Source organism: Schinkia azotoformans LMG 9581 (assembly GCF_000307855.1).
In the GTDB taxonomy this organism is placed as follows: domain Bacteria; phylum Bacillota; class Bacilli; order Bacillales; family Bacillaceae_J; genus Schinkia; species Schinkia azotoformans.
Window position 1 is genome coordinate 1 of the sequence record NZ_AJLR01000054.1, and the last position, 1,112, is coordinate 1,112.

A 1,112-nucleotide genomic window follows, 5' to 3' on the forward strand; every position below is an offset into this window, starting at 1 on the left:
AATCTCTCGTATTTTGTTTGTTCATCCACTAAAAATATGCGAACAGTATGGCTTCATTCAATCCTGTTCTTACAAGTCAAAAGCATCGAATCGTCCAAGGACGATTCAACAAAAAAAGTAGTCGTTTTTGGACGACTACTAAGTTCTAAACATTCATTACCCAAAATCAATTTGGTCTAACATCGTTTCTCGACTAGCTTGATCTAATCCAAGATACGTTAAGGTCATGGATTCACTTGAATGGTTTAATAAATGCATAACTAAGCCAATAATAGTTTGACTGGGTATAGACCCGATAAGCGCCTGTTTTACGCATGGTATGCGTTCCTAGATAGTTAATTCCTAAAAGATCACCAACTCGTGCCATAATCTTATAAAACTGTTTCTCGGTAATAGGACGATCAGGACGAGAAGTTGAAGGAAATAACCACTCTGAATTCATGTTTTGTTGGGTTAGCCATGCATGATAAAGCATTAAATCTTGTTGGACAGGTTTTAAATATAACGTATTTCCCTTACCTGTTTTTTGATCATGAATAAATGCAGTTTGTTTGACTGTTCCATCAAGATTAAAGACATCTGTTTTCTTTAATTTCATGACATCACTTACTCTTAACAAGGTCGCTTTCCCAACTTGGAAAATTGTATAGTTGCGACGACCAGCACGAAAACTATCAAGTAGTGTATCCTGCACCATTTTTAAGATATTTGAATCTTTGATATTTTTAAAAATTTTTGTACATTTTTGAAGTTAGGTCAAGTAATACTCCAAGAAGTTCATTATGATCACTAATCATATCAAATAATTGGTCTTCTGTTAAAACACCACATTTTACTGGGATTTTTTCAATTTCCATATATTCAAACCATTTTTCACTACCATAAAAATTTCTTAATTCAATATAGTTATTGTAAATTGAGTTAAATTTTTCAACACTATCAATTAAATTAGTTAAGACTGGCATAAAAGTGTCATATTTGTTTTCCATTTGTTGAATCAGCTCTATATCTTTGTTATCCATTTGAGAATCCTCTCTTTTTTAGCAATTATCTCAAAAAGCAATTTTTAATGCAATCATTAGTATTTAATAAAGACCCGAATTGCTAGTTGA

The 1,112-nt window shown here is 31.9% G+C and carries 2 protein-coding genes; both read right to left on the reverse strand.

The genetic code is table 11. The features are described from left to right. Nucleotides 1–232 precede the first annotated feature (232 nt). On the reverse strand, nucleotides 233–697 hold the full coding sequence (locus BAZO_RS10050; RefSeq protein ID WP_003331351.1) for a tyrosine-type recombinase/integrase: 465 nt from the start codon (nucleotides 695–697) through the stop codon (nucleotides 233–235). 28 nt (nucleotides 698–725) lie between these two features. Then, on the reverse strand, nucleotides 726–1,022 hold the full coding sequence (locus BAZO_RS10055; RefSeq protein WP_003331352.1) for a DUF4298 domain-containing protein: 297 nt from the start codon (nucleotides 1,020–1,022) through the stop codon (nucleotides 726–728). Nucleotides 1,023–1,112 lie beyond the last annotated feature (90 nt).